The organism is Treponema sp. R8-4-B8, from assembly GCF_054786175.1.
The window spans coordinates 1-290 of record NZ_BDHE01000476.1; the positions used below are offsets into that span (position 1 = coordinate 1).

Sequence of the window (290 nt, forward strand, 5' to 3'; positions counted from 1 at the left end):
GCTTTACGGCGTTAGCATATCCGCAGTAGGAATGCTTTCCACTCTTGGCATTACGCTTGCCACAGACGCTTACGGCCCTGTAGCGGATAACGCCGGCGGCATTGCCGAAATGTCCGGCCTGCCCCCCCGAAGTAAGGAATCGTACCGACGCTTTGGACTCACTTGGCAATACCACAGCCGCCACCGGCAAAGGCTTTGCAATATGTTCCGCTGCGCTCACCGCTTTGGCTTTAATCGTCGCTTATATCGACGAGATCAAATTGTACATACCAAAGTACAAACCCGATTCT

At 53.1% G+C, this 290-nt stretch carries 1 pseudogene; it reads left to right on the top strand.

Annotated elements, in window-relative coordinates:
• A pseudogene (locus ACYVRA_RS09310) lies at window positions 1-290 on the top strand (sodium/proton-translocating pyrophosphatase); the annotation flags it as partial.